Origin of the sequence: Pseudomonas guariconensis (assembly GCF_040822035.1) — a bacterium.
Lineage (GTDB): Bacteria > Pseudomonadota > Gammaproteobacteria > Pseudomonadales > Pseudomonadaceae > Aquipseudomonas > Aquipseudomonas guariconensis.
Genome location: NZ_CP162012.1, coordinates 2,941,194 through 2,960,264, shown reverse-complemented (window position 1 = coordinate 2,960,264; position 19,071 = coordinate 2,941,194). Strand labels below are relative to the sequence as shown.

The 19,071-nt window shown below is 62.2% G+C and carries 7 protein-coding genes; 4 read left to right on the top strand and 3 right to left on the bottom strand.

Going from position 1 to position 19,071, the window contains the following annotated elements; genetic code table 11:
* Positions 1-64: 64 nt before the first annotated feature.
* The 3 genes from AB1N67_RS13420 to AB1N67_RS13410 are packed head-to-tail and all read right to left on the bottom strand — an operon-like array spanning position 65 to position 4,436.
* Entirely contained in the window at positions 65-1,414 is a 1,350-nt protein-coding gene (locus AB1N67_RS13420; protein ID WP_090346378.1) for an APC family permease, read from the bottom strand.
* A 49-nt stretch (positions 1,415-1,463) separates the two neighbouring features.
* Entirely contained in the window at positions 1,464-3,098 is a 1,635-nt protein-coding gene (locus AB1N67_RS13415) for an amidohydrolase (RefSeq protein WP_182815318.1), read from the bottom strand.
* A gap of 9 nt (positions 3,099-3,107) precedes the next feature.
* The gene (locus tag AB1N67_RS13410) at positions 3,108-4,436 is read right to left on the bottom strand and encodes a hypothetical protein (RefSeq protein WP_367863057.1); all 1,329 of its coding nucleotides are present in this window, start codon (positions 4,434-4,436) and stop codon (positions 3,108-3,110) included.
* Between the two features lie 214 nt (positions 4,437-4,650).
* Between AB1N67_RS13410 and AB1N67_RS13405 the strand changes: the two genes are divergently transcribed.
* The 4 genes from AB1N67_RS13405 (at position 4,651) to AB1N67_RS13390 (ending at position 18,991) form a co-directional block, all read left to right on the top strand.
* Positions 4,651-5,580 carry a LysR family transcriptional regulator gene (locus AB1N67_RS13405; RefSeq protein WP_090346387.1) on the top strand — a complete coding sequence of 310 codons (930 nt, stop codon included), beginning with the start codon at positions 4,651-4,653 and terminating at the stop codon, positions 5,578-5,580.
* 151 nt (positions 5,581-5,731) lie between these two features.
* On the top strand, positions 5,732-10,396 hold the full coding sequence (locus tag AB1N67_RS13400) for an Ig-like domain-containing protein (RefSeq protein ID WP_367863056.1): 4,665 nt from the start codon (positions 5,732-5,734) through the stop codon (positions 10,394-10,396).
* 143 nt (positions 10,397-10,539) lie between these two features.
* The gene (locus AB1N67_RS13395; RefSeq protein ID WP_367863055.1) at positions 10,540-15,126 is read left to right on the top strand and encodes a neuraminidase-like domain-containing protein; all 4,587 of its coding nucleotides are present in this window, start codon (positions 10,540-10,542) and stop codon (positions 15,124-15,126) included.
* A gap of 103 nt (positions 15,127-15,229) precedes the next feature.
* Positions 15,230-18,991, top strand: coding sequence for a hypothetical protein (locus tag AB1N67_RS13390; protein WP_367863054.1), 3,762 nt, complete (start codon positions 15,230-15,232; stop codon positions 18,989-18,991).
* The last annotated feature ends 80 nt before the right edge of the window (positions 18,992-19,071 follow it).

Below are 19,071 nucleotides of genomic sequence, written 5' to 3'. Positions count from 1 at the left end.
GATTTACTGCATGTTGTTAAGAGCGGTGGCGGTGCTCAGGAGTTCCATTGGCCGCGCCTGTCTGTCACACCTGTAGCGCCATGCGCCCTTGACCACGCAGGTAGAGGCCGTAGCCCAGGCCCAGTGCCAGCCACAGGCTCCCGAACGCCAAGGTCGCGGCGCTCATCCCACCTATTACCGTCAGTACAACGGCGATCCCCACCACGGGCACCAGCCAGTGGGCGAACCACCGCCGGCTACGGCCTTGGATGCCCAGTTTCACCAGCACCGAAAGGTGCAGCAGCACGAATGCACAGAGCGCACCGAAGTTGACGAACGACGCCAGACTGTCGATCCGCTCGCACATCACGATGGCGATCACCAGCGACAGTGCGGTCGACAACAGCAGCGCCACGTGAGGCGTGCCATGGCGCCGGTGCAGACGGGCGAACAACCCCGGCAACTGGCGATCGCGGCCCATGGCGAACAACACCCGGGACACACCCACCTGCATCGGCAACACATTGGTGAACCCACACATCAAGGCGATCAGCCAAGCCACCGCCACGGCGCTGAAGGGGCTGATCTGCACGGCCAGCAGTTGATAGATCGCACCGGAGGCATCCGCGATGCGCAACCCCGGCATCAGGTTGCCCAGCACCCAGGTGCTGAGGACGAACAGCACCGCGCAGATCAGCAATACCGCCAGAATAGCCCGCCCGACCAGGCGCCGGTCGCCACCCTTGACCTCCTCCGAAAGGGTCGAGATGGCGTCGAAGCCCAGGAACGACAGCACGCAAATCGAGGTGGCCGCGAACACCTTGCCCAACTCGAGCTGGTTGGCGTCATACAGCGGCGCCAAGGTCAGCGCACCGGCGCCTTTGCCGTCGGCCAAAGCATTTACCGCGAGCATGATCAGCCCCAGCATGACCGCGAACTGCACGACCACCGAGACCAGGCTGATGCGGGTGGTCACCGATACGCCGAACCAGTTCACCGCCAGCGAAACCACCACCAGGCCCACCAGGCAACTGGCGCGGTCCAGGCCCGGCACCAGCGTTTGCAGGCCGACCGCCATGACCAGGAACACCAGCGCCGGAATCAGCAGGTAATCGAGCAGAATCAGCCAGCCGGCGATGAACCCCGGCAACTCGCCCAGGCTGTGCCGGGCAAAGCCGTAGACCGAGCCTGAGCAGGGCACTTCGGCCGACATGGTGGCGTAGCTCTGGGCGGTGAAATACATACACAGGGCGCCGAGCAGGTAGGCCAGGGCGATCAGCCCGCCCGAGGCCTCCCAGACGAAGCCGAAGGTGGTCAGAGGCGCCATCGGCGCAATGTAGGCCAGCCCGTAGGCGAGCAGGTCTTTCATGCCCAGGGTGCGCCGCAGTGTCGCGCCGCCCTCAAGGCTCACAGGTTTCTCGGTGGCAAGGCCCATGGTGAGCTCCGGTTCTTGTCGTTGTTGGAGGGGGCGGCGCAGGTGCGGGTCAGCCGACGAAGCCTGCGTGGCGGTGGACTTCCTGGCCTTCCAGGAGGGTGAGCAGGACCTCGGTGGCGCCGATCTCATGGGGCGCGATGCTGTACAGGTCGCGGTCGAGCAGGATCAGGTCGGCGTACTTACCCACGCTCAAGCTGCCGGTGCTGTCATCGCGCCAGGCGGCATGGGCGGCGTTGAGGGTGTAGCCACGGATCGCCTCGTCGATGCTGATCCGGTGCTGCGGTGTGTGCGCCGGACTGTCGGGGCCGTGAGCAGGGTTCTGGCGGGTGACCGCGCACTGGATGATCTGGAACGGGTCGAAGGTGGTCACGCCCCAGTCGCTACTGACCATGCAGGTCACGCCCTGGCGGATGAACTCGCCGATCGGGTAGGTCCATTGCGCACGGGCCTCGCCAAGCATGGCATCGACCAGCGGGTCGGCGTCGGGGTTCGGTTGTGCCCAGAGGGTCTGGTAGTTGGCCAGGATGCCCAGTTCGCGAAAGCGTGGGATGTCCGCCGGATGCACCACTTGTAGGTGGGCGATCTGGTGGCGCGCGTCCCACGGGCCATTCTGGCGCCGGGCATGTTCGATACCGTCGATGGCCGCACGGGTGGCGCCATCGCCGATGCTGTGCACGTGCAACTGGAAGCGCTCGCGGTCGAAGGCGGCGAAGCACTCGTTGATCTGCGCCTGGGTGAACATCAGTTCGGCATTGCCGCCCGTGTCGCAACGCGGTTCGAGCAACACGGCGGTGCCGTTCTCCAGCACGCCATCAAGGAAGAACTTGGCCGAATGCAGCGACACGCGCTCGCCCTGATAGGTGTTGCGCAGGTCGATCAGCTCGCGCAATTGCTCATCCAGCGGTTTGTGGGCGAACACCTTGGCGGTGGCGCGCACGCGCAGGGTGAGGTCACCGCGCTCAAGGCACGCCTGGTAGTTCTTCATGTAGTTGCGGCTGACCATCGCATCGAGCACGCCGGTGATACCGCGGCTGTTGAATACCTTGCTGTAGTGGGCCATGGCTTGGAGGTAGTCCGCCTCGCTGTAGCCTGGGGCAATGCGGCCCATGGCCCAGATGGCGTCTTCGACCAGCCAACCTTTGGGGGTGCCATCGGCCAGGCGCAGGTAGCTGCCGTTGTCCGGCTCCGGACTGCCGGGTCGTACGCCGGCCGCTGCGAAGGCGGCGCTGTTGGCCCAACCGTTGTGGTAGTCGCTGGCGAACATCAGCGCCGGGCGGCCGTCGGTGACGCTGTCGAGCCGCTCTTTGGTCAATTGCTCGGGGGTGAAGCGCGCCGAAGAAAAGCCCACACCACGGATCCAGGGTTTGTCCGGGTTGGCCTGGGCGAAGTCGCGGATGATCGCCAGCAGGTCCTCGACGCTGGTGGCGTCGTACAGCGCCGCGTTGTGGTAGAGGTCGGCGCTGCTGAGCTGGAAATGCACGTGGGTATCCTGCAGCCCCGGCAGCATCAGCTTGCCTTGGGCATGGATGCGCCGGGTGGCGGCATCGGCCAGGCGTTCGATGGTGGCGTTGTCGCCCACGGCCAGGATGCGGCCGTCGCGCACGGCGATGGCCTCGGCCCTGGGCAGGTGCGGATCCTGGGTGCGGATGTCGGCGTGGGTGATGATCAGTTCGGCGGTCTGCATGGCAGGTCCTCAGTAGAGGTAGGTGAAATACATTTCCAGGGCGCGGAAGGTGTCGTCGCCCAACGCCTGCTTGGCTGCGCCCTGGGGTTTGACCCAGTTGTAGGCCAGCGAGGTGTGCAGGTGGGGCGTGGGGTTCCAGTCGAGAAAGACCACGTTCTCGTCGGCGAAGCGGCGATCGTCCACGGGCATGCCGTTGAAGTGCTTTTCGTCCAGCGAGAACTGGTAATGGATGCCGCCCAGCGTCACGGTATCGCTCAGGTGGGTCTTGAGGGTCCACTGGCTGACCCGCTCGTTGCTGTTGAACAGCAAGTAGTTGCCGACCACGTCGCCGATCAACCAGGTGCTCCAGTCGATGAAGCCCTTGCTCAGCGGGTCCCAGCTTTTCTGGGTGCGGTCGCCGGGGGCGTCGTCACCGGAGAAGCGCGCATGGCGATAGCTGAGGATCGGCGTAAGCGGCAGGTGCGCGAACCGGTAGTCGGCCTGGGCGTACCAAGCGTCGGCGTGGTAGTGCATGCCTTCGCCGCTGCCGCGTTGCGCGGCGTACTCACCGTGCAGGGTCAGGGCATCCAGGCTTGGCAGCTGGCCGTTCAGGGCACGCAGATTGAAAACCTGCATGCCATCGCGGGCAGTCAGGTTCTCGCCATGGCCGGCCAGGGAGTCGACCGCCATGGCCATGGCACCGAGGGTGACGCGGTCGGCCAGGCGGTAATCGAGGTTGATGCCGTTGAGGCGAAAGTCGCCTTGGTGATTGTCGGTGCGCAGGCTGAAGACCTGGGCCTGGAGCACGTCGTGGGTATAGCCGAGCAGCGCCGAGTCGCGAAACGCGGTGCGCGGGGCGAGCCAGTAGGCGCCGTCATCGAACATGTCGAGGTTGCCGTCGGCGACGATGAACCCCGTGCCGACCATGAAGTTCTGCCGGCCTGCGGTCAGGCGCCAGTCGCCTACGCGCAGTCCGCCGTAGGCCTCTTCGAGGGCGAAGCGGCCATCGGCGCTGCGGGTGTAGCCACCGGCATCGCCGTCGCCCTGGGTGGTGGCGCCAATCACCGACGCACCGCCAAGCACTTCCACATCCGGCGCCAACGCATAGCCGAGGGTGACTCCCGGCTTGATGTAGAGCTCTTGCCAGTCCACGCGGGTGCCGCCGTTACTGGCGTCGCGCAGGTCCATGCGTCCGGCGCCGAAGTTCACGCCGCGGCTCACGATGTTGGCGGCGCCAGCACCGATGGTGAGCTCGCCCTGCAAGCCATCGAGGTCGAAACGCTGGCCGGCCCAACCGTGCTGGCTGGCGGCGAGCCCACAGAAAAGCAGCGCCCGGGCGGGCGAGAGGGTGCGATGCATCGAGGGTGTCCTTTGTTCTTGTTGTTGTCGGTGGGGCAGTGCCCGGGCTTTGCGGCCCAGGAGTTCAAAGTGCCGGAGCCAGGGTGGCTTTGCGGGCGCGGTGCGCTGTGGCAGTCTTTCCCGTCACCTGTGGCTTGCGGCACAGGTTAAAGGCCTTCGCTGTGGCGAGTTAGTTATCGCCTGGCATAACACTTGGGAATTTCTGGACTAGATCATGGACAAGTTCCTCAGCCTGCAACTGTTCGTCGCCAGTGCCGAGTACGGCAGTTTCAGCCGGGCCGCCGAGCAGCGGGACATGACACCCTCGGCGGTGGCCAAGTCGATCCGCCGCCTGGAGGCAGAGGTCGGAGCGCGGTTGTTCGAGCGCACCACGCGCAGCATGGCGTTGACCGAGGCCGGCCTTTTGTACCTGGAAAACGCCCGGGACATCCTCGAGCGCATGCGCGAAACCGAAGAGGAAATCGCCCAGTTGCAGCACAGCCTCAAAGGCACGCTACGCGTCACCGGGCCGCTGTCGTTTGGCCGGCCGTTTCTCAACGCCGCCTGCGCGCGCTTTTTGCAGGCGCATCCGCAGATGTCCTTGCAGGTGGACCTGAGCGACCAGTACATCGACCTGCTCGACGGCCACTACGACATGGCCTTGCGCCTGGGCCAGAGTGATCTGCCGGGTCTGATCGCCCAGCCCATCGGCGAGAGCCGAGTGGTGCTGTGCGCAAGCCCTGAGTACCTGCGCCGTCACGGCACGCCAATGCACCCGATGCAGTTGGCCGCGCACGAGTGCCTGGTCTATCGGCACCCGGCATTGGGCGATTCCTGGGTGCTGGAAAAGGATGGCGAGCGCCATGCCATCAAGCGCAAAGGGCGGCTGGGCAGCGACAACCTGGAGCTGTTGCTCGAGGCCTGCCTGGCCGGGCAAGGGGTGATTGCCTGCCCGTACTGGAGCGTGCTGCCGTATTTGCACGCGGGGCGGCTGCAGGCGTTTCTCGGCGACTATGCGTTCGATCGCAAAGCCCTGGGCGCGCAGTTGCAGGCGGTGTACCCGAGTACCCGGCGGGCGACGCGCAAGATCGCGGTGTTCATCGAACACCTGCGCACGTACTTGAACGAGGAGGGGATGAGCGCACGCTCTGGGGAAGGGGCTTGAGGCAACTTTTCTCATAGGTCAACTGGTAGACGCCCTACAGATCTGCGAGTTCAGGCGCCAAGGCAGCAGGAATAGCATCCATCGAAACGCCCGGCAGTGCCGTCAGACGGCCAGATCGGGATGGATCGCTCGTATGCCAAGGGAGCCCTAGATGTCTGACCACAGTGATCATGAACCCAACCTGCTTGACCAAATCCTCGAAACCGAACCCGGCATCAAAAGCGCTTTAAGTACCCATGCAGTGGCCCAGGACACAGTCCTGGACCTGCAGGGCAAACCTCCTGCCGCCTTGGTCCAGCGCTTTTGCGGTTTGCGTATGAAGCAAGCCCAGCGACTCAAGGATCGCCTGGACGTGGCCACGGCAGCGATGATGCGCGTATTTCGGGAAAACCGTCTGAGCGCCGCGACACGCCGGGCAGCGGACGAGCTCAAGGGCCCACTAGCACAGAGCAATGGCCCGACGTTCGAGAATCAGTTCTCGCCGTCCTGGGGCAACCACACCCATCCGCAAGCGGTGGATGCCACTACCTCGCCGGCGGCCTACCTGATCGACCTGCTGACTTTCGTGGAGAAGGAGCTGGAGCCGGAGGGGAATGTGCTCAAAGCCGTGACGTTGAAAACGCGGCGTCCTGATCTGTACGACCTTTCGCTCGATGAAGACACCATGAATCGCACGGTGACCCAGGTCGAGGTGGTCAACCATGTGATGGAAAGCGCCATCGAGCGCCAGCGAAAACTGGCCGACGACACCACCGCCACGCAGGACAAACTCCTTCAGGTGCGCTATCCGCTCAAGCAGTTTCCCTATGAGCACTACTGGGAACAGATCCGCACGGTGCTGGCCCATCATGAGCTGTCGGTGAGTGACATTTCGCGCTTGTCCGACATCGATGCGCCTTATTTCATCCAGCCCGGAGCCCACTCCCAGTGGTCGGACGTCGCTCTGCAACAGGATGCAGGCCTTGGCCCGGCCTTGCGCGCGATCCTGCTCGAGGCACCCTACTTCGGCACGGGCGGTGAGGTGCGTTTCAACCCCCAGACCCGGCGACTGCTGGCTCCGCCGCACACGTCTGGGGCACGGCGCGCCGAACAAGTGGCGAGCAACAGCGTGAGTTTTTTCAAGGATAACTTTGGTGTCCAGGCCTACCCGACGCTGCAGAACGTGGTGACCTTCTGCCAGGCCCTGCACATGAGCCAGGATGAAATGGAGTCGTTGTTCGCCCTGGCCGCTTACGCACCGGTTCGCTCCGATAACGTAGTCGTCGAGGCCTCTCGTGCTCCTGCATCGCCCGTGCAGTTCGGCGCGCGTTTCATCAACAGCGGCAGCGATACCCCGGTGTCGGTGGCCAGCGATAACGACGAACCTACGCTGCACCATTTCCAGCACCTGACCGAAGACCGCTGCGACCGGATCAATCGCCTGGTGCGCCTGGCCACGGCGCTCAAGCTCTCCTACGCCGAAACGGACCAGATCGTCTGCGCAGCCATCGAGGCGGAGCGGCGTGCCGCTGTCAGCCAAGAGACTGCCAGTGAGGCGCCGTTGTGGATGACCGCCAATACGATCCGGGCGCTGGGTGTGTTCCAGTTTCTACGTGAGCGCTTCTCGTGCGGCGCCGAAGACTTTTCCGCCCTGCTGTCGGACATGTCCATTTTTGCAAGTGGCGATACCCTCAGCCATTTCGATCGGGTGTTCAATGCAAAGACGACCACGCCGCTGGTGCTCGATGATGCGCCATTCAGCCTGGGCAGCGAGGATGTCCAGAGCAAACGCACGGTCGATCAGCTGTGCCAAGGGCTGGGGATCAACATGGAGACCTTCCGCTACCTGTCGCGCCTGGTCATGCAGGGGCAAAGCCAGTCGACTCTCGCACGCACCTTGCCGACGGTCAGCGCGTTCTACCGCATCACCTTGCTGGCCCGGTTGCTGTCGATCACTACCATCGAATTGTTGTCGTTGCTCGAAGTACTGAGCCCTGAGGGCCAGTACGCCCTGCAGCTGGCCGGTGCCCCGCAGAACGCGATGTACAACAGCTACATCCAGACCGACACCCTGAGCGTCATCCATGCCCTGAGCCGTTGTGTGGCGTGGTGCCAGACGCAGCAACTGCCCATCGCCTGGCTGGTGCAACAACTGCTACCGGTCGAGACCACCGATGTGGTGCCCGAGGAGTACCGCACGCTGCTGGGCGAGCTCAAGAGTCATCTGGTGCCGTTCCAGGACTTCGACCGTCTGCTCGCCGAAGCTGGCGTGACACCTCTGAGAACCCAGAGCTGGATGCAGAATCTCACGCAGATTGTCGACGCCCAGGGCCTGATCACCGATACCGGCCATTCCGAAGAAGACTTCGATCCTGTCTATTACGAGCACTTCGCCGCACGGGAAATCGAAGTGGTGATCGAGCGACTGATGCGTGTGCCACCTGAAGAAGGCAAAGGCGAGGGGCAAACGCAAAGCGAGGACAGCGAACTGCCTCTGCTCACGGCCGATGAAGCCGAACGCTTGAAGACCCTGATTCTTGGCGTCGTGTTGCGGATTCGTTCGCAGCAGTGGGGCGTTGTCCAGGAGCGCCTGTCGCACTTCTTGTCGCTCAAGGCCGACAGCGTGATCCCGGTTATCTACTGGGCTGGAGGTAAAGCGCATACGTTGCTTGAAAGCGCGACGAACTTCGAGCCGGATCAGCTTCAGTCCGAAGCCCTCAAAGCCATGATGCCCCTGATGCAACGCATGCAACGCTGTGCCCGGGTCGTCAACCAGTTCGCCCTGAGCCCAGCGATGTTCTCCAGCCTGCTGGTGCGCGCCCAGCGCCCGCGCTGGAGCATCAAGAGCACTGAGCTGACTCTGCAGACCTTGTACTTTCTGGAGCGCTACTCGCGGTGCCTGCGCCAGGCCAAGCAGTCCGAAGAAAAGTTGCTGGGCTATTTCGACCTGATCGAGTCGCTGGGTGAGCTGAGCCACAACGAGCACCGCCTGATCAAGGACGCCGCGGCCGAGAAGATCGCCGCCTGGCTGGGCTGGGGCATCCGCGAGGTACTCGATGTGGCGGCCCAGGTGACCTCTGACGGCATCATTCGCAACCTGGCGCAGCTGTGCGCCTTGGTCGATACCCGCCAGCTGTGCGAAAAAACCGGTCTGAGCGCCGGCTCCCTGATGAAGCTCAGTCGCCTCAGCGGTCACTCTGACACCCAGGCTTACCGCAGCGCCGCACACGAAGTCCTGAGCAGTCTGCGCCAGGCGCCCGAACAGCGCCGCGACGAGGTTGAGCTGCGTCAGAGCTTGTCCACGCGTTGCCTGGTCAGCAATCCACGGCTGGTTGCCAGGAAGACGAATGAGGAAACCGCTGTGAGCCTGACGCTGCTGGACATGAACAACCAGCCGGTGTCCGACATTCGGGTCAGATGGTCCACCGATTTGGGAAGCCTGCTCGACCATTACAGCTACACCGATGAGCAGGGTATCGCGACGGTGCGCCTGCAGGCCGGACAACAGATCGGGGTTGCGCATGTTCAGGCCACCTATTTGCTCGACAGCAAGGCCTTCGCCCCGCCGGTGGTCATCGATTGTCATGAATCATTGTGGCTCCATGAAACCACGGTACCTAAAAAGCCGGTGCTGGCGGGCAACAGGGGCCGCTTCAACTTACAGGTTCAATTATTGGATGGCCTGGGTAACCAAGGTGTCGATCGCCTGGTGAACTGGACCAGCAGCATCGGCGAGTTCATCGACAGTTCGGGCGAGACACTGACCGACAGCGAAGGCATCAGCAGGATCTCGCTGCGCAGCATGCAGGCGGGTAAAGGCATCGTGGCTCTTTGGTACGCAGGCAATCCTGAAAACGTCCAGAAATTCGAGGTTGTCTTCGATGACCTGCCCTATGTCGGTTCACTGGCGCTCACCTCTTGGGCGGTCGTCGGTGATGACATCCGCATCAGCGCGACGATTCTGGGGCTCGATGGCAACCCGTATCCCGACCAGGCACTGAAGTGGGCCTGCGCCGGCGCCGAGTTGGTCAGCCAGGAAGAGCTGAGCGACGCGAATGGGCAGGCCAAGGCGGTGTTGAGTGCCAAGGCTGCTGGCCTGGTTGAGGTCACCGTCATGCTCAGCAAGTCTGGTGACACCGAGGACGACTATTACACCGAGACGCTCAGCTTCGAGGTACTGTCCAATGCCACGTGCGCGAAAGCCTCGACCAGCGGGAAATGGCCAATCGCCAACGGTATCAGTGCAGCCGAGTACGCGCTTCATATCCTTAGCGACGATGGCAAGCCGGTCGAGCGTTATCCGGTCACCTGGACCGTGCAGGAGGGTGAAGTCGAAGCGGTCACGAGCCTCACGGGGCCTGACGGCATGGCCCATTACTTGCTCAAGAGCACGCAGGTGGGCGAACGGACCGTGGTCGCGAGCTGGGGGGATGACGGGTCTTATCCGTTCGAGGCGTTGAAATTCCTGCCCGAGCAGGGCCTGGAAATCCTGTTCGAGCAACAACCGGTCGAAGGCCCGGTCGTCATTACCCAGCCGACCGAAGGTGAGGCCCAGTACACCCTGTCCTGCCGGCTGCCAGAGGGCCATCCGCTGCTCGAGGCAGAACTGTACTTGCTGTATTCCGGGCGTTTTTCCGCGTCCTCTCTGGGTCTTGAATTCGATCCAAGGCTGGGTGAGGCCAAACCCTTCGAAGCATCGGCGGTGCAGATGGACTGGAAGATCACGAGCCTGCCTACCGGCTCGAACCAGGAAGCCTCCCTGCAACTTGGCGTGTCCTACAAGCAAGCCATGGAACCGATCTGGATCGACGTCATCGTCAAGCCTTCCCCCGCCTGACGGACCGGCACAACCACATCCCTGCCTCCGGTGGCAGGAATAGCCCTAATTCATTTGGCGCGATAGCAGGCAGGGCAGCTGGCCCTGCCTGACGGGCGGTGTTTGGCCGCCCGACGCCTTCGACCCCACCAACCGAGGTCTCCATGAGCAATGCATTGACCCATAAACTGGCCGAGCAGTGGCGCGACGCCCTCAGTGCCTATGTCATCCACCACGTGCTGCCGGACCAATCCCAGGCCGCTTCGCTCAACATGTTGACAGCCGAGCATCTGGATCGGTACTTCATGATGGACACGCAGGTCACCTCTGCCGTGACCACCTCTTACCTGGCGCAGGCACTGGCCACGACGCAGACATACATCAATTCGGTATTGGGCAACCTCGAGCCTGGCTACGACCATGACTTCTCTCCGAAATTGATCCGCTTCTGGCAACAGGCGATGTCGAACTATTCGCTATGGGCCGCCTACCAGATGCTGGAGGATTATCCGGAGAACTACATCCGCGCCGAGATGCGCCTGGACAAGACCGAGCCATTCAAGACCCTGGAAAACGATCTGGGGCAAGGCAAGATCAACGATGCGAACGTGCAGAACGCGTTGTTGACTTACCTCAAGCACTACGAGTACCAGAACAGCATCCGCGTGCAGTCCGGCTACATCGATTACCGAGGTGATCATGAGGATGGCGAGCGCTTCGACGGCTATACCTTCGCCAATTCGGACTACTACCTGCTGGGCAAGGATACGGCGACGCCCGCGCGTTATTACTGGCGAAAAGTCGCCGTGCGCCTGGATCAGACCTCCTCGATCATTCAACCCGATGCCTGGACGGAGTGGCACGCGATCTCCATGCCGACTAGCACCAAGGTGATCCTGGCCCGCCTGGTGCTGTTCTGCGGCCGGTTGCATCTGGTCTGGATGCACCATGGCGAGCCGGTGCAGGAGCAGCCTGAGGGCGGCAAGGAAACCAAGCGCTATACCCTGAAACTGGAAGTCATGCACCTGGGGCTGGACAACCAGTGGACGACGCCGGAAACGCTTTGGAGCGTGATAACCGACCCGATAGACAACGACAAAGAGCTGGACACGACGCCATACCGACTGTTGACGGTAGCCGTTGCCCGATCGCATGGCAGTGACGATGAGCTGTGCGTCGCGTTACGCGGGGAGGCGGGCGCACAGTTGTTCAATGTCCAGCGTGACGTGCTCAAACGTGAGGCAGCGCCGCACCTGGCCTTTGACAAAGAGTCCCTGAATCGTCTGTTCGAGCATTTCGAAGACAAGAACGGCCACCTGTCGTTCCAGCGCCGCATGACCAACAGCAAGTGGTCGATCAGAAGCGTGATGCCTTCACCAGGCGGCGATCCCTGCCTTGATCTCGATGCATTGTTGGAGGAGCAAGGTGATGGCCGGCATCAATTGCATCTGCGTGGCCGCTCCTCGCAAGTGAAGACTACGCCCAAGCCTGTGGCAGTGTACGTAGCCCGTGTATTGAAAGTCGCAGAGGGTGTCTGGATGCGCGCCCAGGTGCACACCACCCCTGCAGGCACGGTCGAATTCCGTTGCATGATGAACAAGGCGCCTCAGTTCCAAGTCGTGAAGCTGATCCATCCTGTAGAAGGGGCGGGGGTGAAACTGCTCGGGACCAGCTTCAAGAGGAATTTCTTTGGATGGTATGAAAACTCCGAGGAGGTGAAGTCCGCCGAGCTGCCTGCAGCACTGGCCGAGTACGACGCGCAAGGGGTGAGTCAAGGTGCGGGTTTCAGCGTGCAGATCGACGCTGTCGACGAACAACCCCTGGAAAGCGCTGCCAACTTCATCACCGTTCACGCCGAAACCGCGACTAGCACAAAAATGGAGCTCGGTATTGGTGAGAGCAGTCTCTGGACAGGCACCTTCCTGCTCAACGGCAATGCGGCCACGCCGTGGGTAACTGAGGCTTGGACACCAGAGGGGGGCGAGCGGCCTACGGTTAAGGTCACACTAAAACCGTTCACGGCCGGCGCCAGGGCCGACGAAGGTGTCAGCAAACAAACCGATTTCACTTTGACAATGGGCCTTCTGGTCGAGATCAGCCAGGCCACCATGCCCTACATTGCACGCCAGGAAAGCGGCACCGATTTTCTGGTGTTCGAAAGCATCGGTCAGCTCGCAACAGGGCAACGCAAGCCCCTGGTCGCACGCCTTAATTCCCAGCATGTACCGGACTTGATCAATCGCGCCCAGGCCTCGTCTGAGGCGGTGTTCGACTGGGACGCCCAGCACTTGCGCGAGCCGGCCTACGTCGAAGGGGCCAACAGCAAGGGCTATGGCGGTTGGTTGCGTAGCCAGGAAGATGTGCCAATGGATGCCTACGACGCCAACGGTCTGTACTTACGCGAGCTGTTCTTCCACGTTCCGCACTTGATCGCCTCGCGTATGCAGGAAGAAGAACGCTACGAAGAAGCCCGCCGCTGGCTGGGCCTGATCTTCGATCCGCAGCGCAAGCAGCCGTCGACGGAAAACCCAGGGCTTGAGTACTGGAACTGCGCCTGGATCATGGCCCAGGACACCCCGGCGGCCGGCCTGGAACACCAATTGCTCGATCCACATACCATTGCGTTGCATGCACCTTCTCACTACCGCAAAGCGATTTTCCACCAGTACGTGCACCTGCTGATCGGCGAGGCCGACCTACATTATCGTCAGCCGACCCGTGACAGCCTGGCCGCCGCCTGGCTGCTCTATCGAAGGGCGGCCGACTTGATGGGCGAAGCGCCGAATGCGCGTGCGATCAGCACCTGGCAACCCCAGACCGTGGCGCAACTGCTCGGCACATCGCGTGGGGGACAATTGCTGGCCTGTCAGGCACAGGTGCGTGCCCCGGCGGACCTGCCCAAGCGCCTGGCTACGCTCGTGTGGACCGGCGTGGCGGCGCACGAAGCTTTCCGCCTGCCCGTCAATCAGCACCTGATCGATACCTGGCAACTGCTGGAGCAGCGCTTCTACAACTTGCGCCACTACCTGACGATCGATGGTCAACCGCTGCTGCTGCCACTGTATGCGCCTGCGGCCAATCCGTTCGACTTGCTCATGGCAAGGATGGGTGGCAATGCCAGCCTGTCGCACCTGCTGGGGTATCGCACCGTGGTGCCGCCGTATCGCTTCCGTACCATCGCCGCAAAGGCCCATGAAGTGGTCACGGCGCTGATCCAGTTCGGCGAGCAACTGCGTGGCTTGATGGAGCAGGAAGAGCGTACCGAACTGGAAGCCTTGCAGTTCCAGCAGGCGGCGGAGATCGCCAGCTACACCATTGGCATCCAGGAGCAGCTCTATCACCAGCAGCAAAAGAGCCAGGACGTATTGCAGGCGCAACGGGTCGCCACCGAGCTGCGTCAGGCGCACTACACCAAGCTCTACGAGGATCACATCTCCGACGGGGAATACGCGGCAATGAGCTTGCATGGCATCGGTCGCAGCCTGACGCACGTAGGCACCGGCGTGGTCGGGCTAGCCCACTTGGCGGAACTGGCGCCCAACACGTTCGGGTTGGCAAACGGTGGTATGCGCTACAAGGCCCCGATGACGGCGATAGGGCATGGGATGCAGGCAGCGGGCGGGCAGATGGTCACGGCGGCTGAACTACTGCGTGAAACCGAAGGCTACCGCCGCCGCCGCCAAGAATGGCAGCTGCAAGCCAAACTGGCGGGCAAAGAGCTCCATGTCCTAGACAAGCAGCTGGACGCTCAACAGCATGCCACGTTGGCCGCCGAGCAGGCGCTGGCACATAGCCGCAAGGCGCTGGCCCATACCCAGCAGCTGTATGCCTACTACCAGAACAAGTCCACCAGTGTGTCGCTGTACCGCTGGTTGCGCTCGCAGACCGCGACCCTGCAGGCAACCCTGTTCGACGTGGCGGTCAGCCTGTGCAACAGCGCCGAGGCATGCTGGCAGTTCGAGACCGGCCAGTTCGACAAGCGCATCGTCCGGGCGCCGATCTGGCAGGCGGACCGCTATGGCCTCAATGCCGGCAACGAACTGCGATTGGACCTGCACCGCCTGGAATCCGAAGCGCTGCTGCGCAACGAGCGGCACCTGGAGGTGCACAAGACGGTTTCCTTGCAGGCGCTGCTCGACAAAGGCCTGGTATCCACCAAGGACGGTACCCCCGTCGAGGAGGGAGCCCGGCTTGGCGAGCTGCTCAGTGAGCATGGCGAAGTGGCGTTCTCGCTGTCCGAGACGCTGTTCAACGAGGACTACCCCGGCCATTACCTGCGCCGCCTGCACAGCGTGGCGCTGTCGATGCCTGCCCTGCTTGGGCCGTATCAGAACATCCGCGCGACGCTGACCCAGACGCAGAGCCGCTTGCTGGTCAAGCCCGACATCGAGGGCGTGAAGTTCCTGACGCCCAAGGCGACCCGGGCCGATGACCAGGGCGACGGCAGCAACGTGATGATGAGCCTGCGCGCGCGGCAACAGGTGTGCCTGTCGTCCGCCAACCAGGATATCGGGATGGTCGGCAATCCAGAGGCTGACGACCGCTACCGGCCCTTCGAGGGTACCGGAGCAGTATCGGACTGGCTCCTGCGGTTCCCACGGCATACCCAGCAGGCCGACACCCTGGCGAGCCTGAGCGACGTCATCCTCGAGGTTCGCTACCACGCCCTGCATGGCGGGCCGCTGTTTGAAGAGGCGGTCGAGCAATTGCTGGCAACGGACCCGAAACGCACGCGCTCACTGCCGGCCTGAAACGAAGGCATCTACGCAACTTTTGACATTTTCATCCGCCGCGCCCAGGCAAGGAAGGGCCTTGCCCGGGCATTCGGCAGATCTACAACACCTTGGAGCAACCATGTCCTTTGCAATGAACGGCAATATTGATTCATCGACACGCGGCCACAACTTGGTCCAGGCCGATTCGTTTCCCCTGGGCTCGATCAGCGAGTTCGCTGAGTCGGAAGCGACTGTCTGGAAAGCCCACAACAGCCGATATTCCCACTATGAAGATTCCAGTGGCATGCCTTACGTGGGGCTTACCTATGACCAGCAGCTTTGGCAAATCATCGAGCTTCCTGTCCAAGCCGCCGTCGAGGGACGCCCTGAGTACTGGCTGGGCTGCGAGTACGATGCCACTGCATTCGAAGAGTGCTGGCTTCGGGTCTACGATGCCGACGAGGATGGGAAGGGGCACTTCTATGAAGGCGTCATGCAAGGCAAACCGTTGGAGCTGATTCAGCCGATCGATGAAGCGCCTTCGGTCATTCCGGCCAAACCGGATGCCACCTGGCATGTTTTGTCCGAGCGCCGCATCGCGATACCGGAAGGCGTTCGCCGGCTGCGCGTGCAGTTCGAAACGCCGGAAAATAAGGGTCCCTATCTCTATCTCAGAAAAGTGACCTCTCACTTGCGCCTGCCGATGTTCAACGACGCGAGTGAGCTTCAGCTCTTGGTTGAGCGTCCTGGCGATGACCCGATCGTCCAGGCTGAAAGACCGTTTCTGCTGTGTCACGGCGCCACTCACCGCCTGCAGGTGAAGGTGCCGGCTGGCGACGCCTGGGAAGCACAAAAAACCAGCCTGCTATGGATGGGCACCGATCAACTGCCGATCGAGTACGGCCTGGAAGCTGAGCCTGGGTTCAACCGTGGTGGCGACGAGGAGGACCGCTACCAGCCGCTGTCCAGCACAGACGGTGCCTGCTGGAGGCTGACCGCCGATGCCACGTTGGCCGAAGGGGATCTGCCCCCTGACATCCCTTTGGGGCTGGGCAGCTACTGGCAGGCGGATAAACACCCCATCGCGGCCCAGATAGGGGATTTCCATCACATCATCGAGAACGTCGAGTGGGACGGCGTGGTGCCCGTGGCGTCTGAAAAGAACCCCACCGTTCTGACCGCCACGGTAAAGAACCCCTTCGCTCCGGATCGACCTATGGTGGACAAAGAGGTCATCTGGTCCTACAACGGGAACGATTACCCAAGCAAGACGGATGAAAAAGGCCGCGCCAAGCTGACATATACCCCTGAGCGGGGTGATGCAGGGGAGGCGAATCAGGTGGTTTTCACCGCGTCCTGCCAGGACGCGTTGCAGCATGCCAGCAGCGTTGCATACACCTGCCCGGTTTTCGATGAGTCTCCCTGGCTTGAGCAGATCGAAGCGACCCTGGACGGCAAGCCGATCGTTGATCTGAAGATGGCGCTGCGCCTGACCCGAGGCGTCAGCCACACACTGGTGCTCAAGCCCAAAACTGCCGACAGTTACTTCGTCGGCAAGGACATTGCCCTGAGCTGGCCGGAGGGCAATCCTTTGCTGGGCATTACCGTCGAGCCGAACGTCGGCGTTCCGCAGACGATGGACACGGTCGGGATCAGTTGGACGGTCACAGGTGGGGCTGATACCAGCGGCACGTTCACGTTGCACGCTGAAGAAACCGCCGATGCCGGCTTGAAAGTGCCGCTCTCGCTACCGGGTGTCCAGCTGTCGGCGAACCTTACCGACGAGGCCCGGCTTGAGGTCGCGATGGCGGGAACTGATGGTCCGCACATCTTCCGACGTGGTACCGCCCGTACCCTCAGCCTGGTGCCTCGTGCTGGCAGCCCATTGGCCGATGCCAAGCTGCAGGGTTGGATGACATTCGTCGAACGCGGGCTCACTCAAGACAAGGTCGCGGCCAGTCCAGCCTACGACGCCAAGGTCGATATCGGCGCCAACACCACCTGGACCCTCAAGGGCGCGGCGGTCAGTGGCCTATTCGGGGTGCAGGTCCATGTGGAGGGCTTCAAACCGCTGGCGCTGGACAACGCCATGCTGTTGTCGCTGGATCTGAACGATGAGGCCGAGCTGAAAATAGGCGGTGCGCAAGTACCCAGTCCAACGATTTTCCGACGGGCAACAGCCCAAACCCTCAGTTTCGTGGCCCGCTCAGGCAGCCCGCTGAAGGAGGCAGGGCTCGAGTACTGGCTGGCGTTCGATACCAGCGGTACTTTGGCCGAAACGGATGTGACGGCCGTACCTGGCTACAAAGAGGGCTTCACCAACATGAGCAGCCCTGCCTGGAAGCTCACTGGCCAGGAGGCCAGCGGTACCTTCGGTGTTCAGGTTCATATGGCTGGTTTCACAACGCCGCTGAAACTGAGCAATGCCTTGCTGCTGTCGCTGAACCTGCACGATGAGCTCGACCTGACCGTGGACGGCGTTGTACCGACGGGGTCGATGCTTTTCCGCCGCAAGGTTGAGCGCAAGATCAGTTTCCAGCTCAAGAAAAGCAGCCCGTTGGGTCAATCGAAACTCAAGTACAAGCTCGTGTTTGACGACTCTGGCTCGTTGACTGCCCAGCAGGTGGTCGCCAACCCCGCGTATGGCAAGGAATACAATGGTTACACCGGTCCGCTGTGGACGGTCACCGGGCAAGACGTCAGCGGCACCTTCGGCCTGCAACTACAGATGGAAGGATTCACAACGCCTTACAAGACAGGCCAGGGGTTGCTGCTGTCGGACAAGGTGGAAGATGAATATGACCTGACGGCCAAAGATGCAGTTGCGGACGGGGTGGCGCATTTCTGGCGTGGCAAGGCCCAGGCGGTCTTGCTCAAACCGAAAGACGCCAGCCCCTTGAGCAAAGGGCCGACGTTCAAAGGCCAACTCAAGTTCGTAGTGGGCAAAGGCGTCCCTGAAGATAAGATGCAGGCTCAACCGGGCTATGGCCAACTCGTGGAGATCCCCTTGGCCGGCCATACCTGGACGCTTACCGGCAAGGATGTCAGCGGCACCTTTGACCTGCAGGTGAGTGTCGAAGGGTTCAAGCACCCTGCGCAGCTGGCTACCAATGTGCTGATGTCCACGAAGCTGGCGGACGAAGCGCAAGTGACGCTCGATGGCAGCGACAAGATCTCGCCGGCGATCTTCCGTCGAAACACCGCTGGCAAAGTTTTGCTCAAGCCAAGGTCGGGCAGTCCACTGGGCACGACGGTGACCCCTAAAGCCTGGATGGCCTTCATCACGACTGGCGCCACTCTGACCGCCGCGCAGGTGCCTGCTGCGCCGAAATACACCGAGCAGCGAGCGATGGTGGTGGCTGGCCTGGAGTGGCAACTGACGGGGGCGAACGTCAGCGGACTGTTTGGGGTCGGCCTGCATGTGACAGGCTTCGACCCAATCACGCTTGGCAACTGCGGGTTGTTGTCGTCCTCGATGGCGGACGAAATGGGCCTTCGTGCCAGTTGGCGCAACGATCTGCCCCCAGGGCTGATGTCGCCTGAGCATACGACGGTTGTCTATGCGCCGAGCAGTCCGTTGGTGAAGCTTGGGGCACAACTGCAGTTGGACTTTTTACCTGACGGCGCGAGCTGCATCCTGAAGGAAAGGCCGGCAAGGGGCCAATGGGTGAAGGTGACGGATGCTGGGCGAGTGAAGTGGCTGCTGACCGGCTCGGTCATGGAAACGGGCTGGGTCCAGGGCCGGATCACGAGCACGATGTTCCCGGGGGATGTGTGGAAGTTGCCACCTTTCTACGTGGGTTGGAATCCTGCAGAGGCTGGGCCTCCTCCGGAGGACAAGGCGCTGGTGCAGCAGGGCGTCAACGACGTGTCCGCTGTAAGCGTGCGGTTGCAGAAGTAATCACATTCAGCCTCTGAAACCGCCGTGCAGGTCGAACTGCGCGGCGGTTTTTTTCGTCTTCGGAAACCGCGCGGTGTGCT

Bases quoted from the DNA above. Each gene is read 5' to 3' on its own strand.
- AB1N67_RS13420 (WP_090346378.1), bottom strand. From the start codon at position 1,414: ATGGGCCTTGCCACCGAGAAACCTGTGAGCCTTGAGGGCGGCGCGACA.
- AB1N67_RS13415 (WP_182815318.1), bottom strand. From the start codon at position 3,098: ATGCAGACCGCCGAACTGATCATCACCCACGCCGACATCCGCACCCAG.
- AB1N67_RS13410 (WP_367863057.1), bottom strand. From the start codon at position 4,436: ATGCATCGCACCCTCTCGCCCGCCCGGGCGCTGCTTTTCTGTGGGCTC.
- AB1N67_RS13405 (WP_090346387.1), top strand. From the start codon at position 4,651: ATGGACAAGTTCCTCAGCCTGCAACTGTTCGTCGCCAGTGCCGAGTAC.
- AB1N67_RS13400 (WP_367863056.1), top strand. From the start codon at position 5,732: ATGTCTGACCACAGTGATCATGAACCCAACCTGCTTGACCAAATCCTC.
- AB1N67_RS13395 (WP_367863055.1), top strand. From the start codon at position 10,540: ATGAGCAATGCATTGACCCATAAACTGGCCGAGCAGTGGCGCGACGCC.
- AB1N67_RS13390 (WP_367863054.1), top strand. From the start codon at position 15,230: ATGTCCTTTGCAATGAACGGCAATATTGATTCATCGACACGCGGCCAC.